This is a genomic window from Stenotrophomonas sp. 05L44_2 (assembly GCF_056665995.1).
In genome coordinates this window covers 1884-4421 of sequence record NZ_JBFTNR010000615.1, presented here as the reverse complement: position 1 = coordinate 4421, position 2538 = coordinate 1884, and the positions used below count along the sequence as shown (strand labels likewise).

Genomic DNA, 2538 nt, shown 5'->3' with positions numbered 1-2538 from the left:
GGCATGGACGATGACATCGGCTATGGCCTGCTGCGCATCTTCCCGGAACAGCGCTGGAAGCCGTTCTACCTGCTGCAGCCGATCATCGCACCGATCTTCGCGCTGCTGTTCCAGTGGGGCGTGGCGGCGCAGGACCTGCGCCTGGGGCGCTGGTTCAAGGGCCGCATCAGCAGCCGTGCGATGTGGCTGCAGACTCGTCCGGTGGCCCGCAAGATGATCCGCCAGGTGCTGAAGGACTACGTGTTCTTCCCGCTGCTGGCCGGTCCGTTCTTCCTGCCGGTGATGCTGGGCAACATGGTGGCCAACGGCCTGCGCAACATCTGGACCTACGTGATCATCTTCTGCGGCCACTTCACCGCCGAATCGGAAACCTTCCCGAAGGAATGCCTGCGCAATGAATCGCGTGGCCACTGGTACCTGCGCCAGCTGCGCGGTTCGTCCAACATCAGCGGTGGTTTCGTGATCAACGTGCTGTCGGGCAACCTCAGCCACCAGATCGAGCACCACTTCTACCCGGACCTGCCGGCAAACCGCTATGCGGCCATCGCCAAGGAAGTGAAGGAAATCTGCCGGCGCTACGGCCAGCACTACAACAACGGCTCGCTGCCGCGGCAGTTCACCCAGGTGGTCTGGCGCATCCTGCGCCACGCGTTCCCGAGCAAGCCGCGCCGCCTGCCGATGCCGGACATCATGCCGGCACCGGCGTCGGCCAACGCCGGCTGAGTCTTCACCCGGCCTTCGCCAACAGCGCAGGTGAATCGCGATCGAGCCTGCGCAGGAACACCTGCATTTCCTTGCGGGCCTGCTGGTCGCCCTTGCTGCCGGCCACGCTGAGCCCGCGCTGCCACGCTTCGCGCGCCGCCTGCGGCTGGCCACCAGCCAGCCAGGCCTTGCCCAGCAGCTTCCACGCCGCCGAATAGTGCGGGTCCAGCACCACGCAGCGGCCCAGATGGGTGGCTGCGCGCACCGGGTCGCCGGCATCCAGCCAGCTCTTGCCCAGGCCGAAGCGCAGCAGTGCGCTGTCCTTGCCGGCGGCAAGCATCCTCTCCAGCGTTTCGATGTCCATCAGCGCACCTCCAGCAGGGTTTCCACCGGTCCCGCCTGGAAGCGGCCGCGATGGAACAGCAGTGGTGCACCGCCTGCTTCCTGCACATCGACAATGCGCCCGGCCAGCAACAGGTGATCGCCGACCGGCCACTGCGCGTGGCGGGTGCAGGTGAGGTGGACCACGGCACCGGCGATACGCGGTGGCGCATCTTCGCCGTCGTCCAGCAAGGGCACATCGGTGAATCGATGGCGCACCTGCGGATCGGCGAACCGGCGCGCCAGGGCTTCCTGGCCAGCGCCGAGCACGCTGATCGCGAAGCGGGTGGCGCGCTGGAACGTGGACAGGCTCTGCGCATGCAGGGCGAGGTTCCACAGCACCAGTGGCGGCTGCAGCGAGATCGGCACGAACGAGTTGATGGTCAGCCCCTGCGGTTTTCCCTGTGCGTCGCGGGCGCAGACGATCGCCACGCCGGTAGGGAAATGGCCGAGCAACCGCCGCAGCGCACGTGGTGGCAGGCTGACCGATGGCACCGGTGCCGGAGCGGGGAACACCCCCGCCCACGGCCCGGCGTATGCACCGGAGTCCGCGTTCATGCGGCCCTGGCCTGGCGGTAGCGCCGGCCGACCTCGGCCCAGTTGGTGAGGTTGAAGAACGCGCCGATGTAGTCCGGGCGACGGTTCTGGTAATGCAGGTAGTAGGCGTGCTCCCAGACATCCAGGGCAAGGATCGGGGTGTTGCCGGAGGCGCCAGCCGCCACGCCCATCAGCGGGCTGTCCTGGTTGSCGGTGCTYTCGACCTGCAGGCGGCCCTGGTGATCGACGGTGAGCCAYGCCCAGCCGCTGCCGAAACGGGTCTGCGCCGCTTTGCTGAAAGCCTCCTTGAAGGCGTCGTAGCCACCGAGGTCGCGATCGATGGCCGCGGCAAGCTCTTCGTCGGCGGTGCCGCCATTGGCGCTGAGCACGGTCCAGAACAGGCTGTGGTTGGCGTGGCCGCCGCCGTTGTTGCGCACTGCACCGCGGATCGATTCGGGCAGGGCGTCGAGGTCGGCGATCAGGGTTTCCACCGGCTGTGCCGGCAGGCCCGCCTGTTCCAGCGCSGCRTTGASGTTGTTGAYGTAGGYCTGGTGATGCTTGSTGTGATGGATTTCCATCGTGCGCGCATCGAAGTGCGGCTCGAGGGCGTCGTAGGCATAGGGGAGGGCGGGAAGCGAGTACGGCATCGAGACAGTCTCCGTGGGGAAGGCCAGGGGTATGGCCGTGGGGAGACTGTTATCGCACCTCAACATTGGTTGAGGTCAAGCGGGGTGGTTGAAAAGAGGGCGCTGTCGGCGCGTTGACTGTCCCGGGATCCCGTGGGCGGATGGGCACATGCAGGTCCGCCCACGCAGGACAGGTCCACGCGCCGGCGCGGAGGCGACGTCAAAGGCGAGAGCAGAAGCAGCAGGGTAGTGCCGGCCGCTGGCCGGCAGTGGGTGATGGTCGGGGCTGCCG

Annotated in this window: 4 protein-coding genes; 1 reads left to right on the top strand and 3 read right to left on the bottom strand. The window is 67.3% G+C overall.

The window, feature by feature from the left end; translation table 11 throughout:
- Positions 1-723 (top strand): fatty acid desaturase family protein (locus tag AC1VAN_RS18230; protein WP_480986380.1); only part of this gene is annotated, 723 nt, incomplete at its 5' end.
- Between the two features lie 4 nt (positions 724-727).
- Here AC1VAN_RS18230 and AC1VAN_RS18225 read toward each other — a convergent pair.
- Genes AC1VAN_RS18225 through AC1VAN_RS18215 form a run of 3 tightly spaced genes read right to left on the bottom strand, consistent with a single transcriptional unit; the run spans position 728 to position 2267 of the window.
- The gene (locus AC1VAN_RS18225; protein ID WP_032975318.1) at positions 728-1066 is read right to left on the bottom strand and encodes a tetratricopeptide repeat protein; all 339 of its coding nucleotides are present in this window, start codon (positions 1064-1066) and stop codon (positions 728-730) included.
- Positions 1066-1641: a flavin reductase family protein gene (locus AC1VAN_RS18220; protein ID WP_032975319.1), complete on the bottom strand. Its 576-nt coding sequence runs from the start codon at positions 1639-1641 to the stop codon at positions 1066-1068. Before AC1VAN_RS18220 ends, AC1VAN_RS18225 begins: the two co-directional genes overlap by 1 nt.
- Positions 1638-2267: a superoxide dismutase gene (locus tag AC1VAN_RS18215; RefSeq protein ID WP_480986379.1), complete on the bottom strand. Its 630-nt coding sequence runs from the start codon at positions 2265-2267 to the stop codon at positions 1638-1640. The genes AC1VAN_RS18220 and AC1VAN_RS18215 overlap by 4 nt, the downstream gene beginning before the upstream one ends.
- Positions 2268-2538 lie beyond the last annotated feature (271 nt).

Coding starts and splice junctions, on each gene's coding strand:
- AC1VAN_RS18220 (WP_032975319.1), bottom strand. CDS start 1,641: ATGAACGCGGACTCCGGTGCATACGCCGGGCCGTGGGCGGGGGTGTTC.
- AC1VAN_RS18225 (WP_032975318.1), bottom strand. CDS start 1,066: ATGGACATCGAAACGCTGGAGAGGATGCTTGCCGCCGGCAAGGACAGC.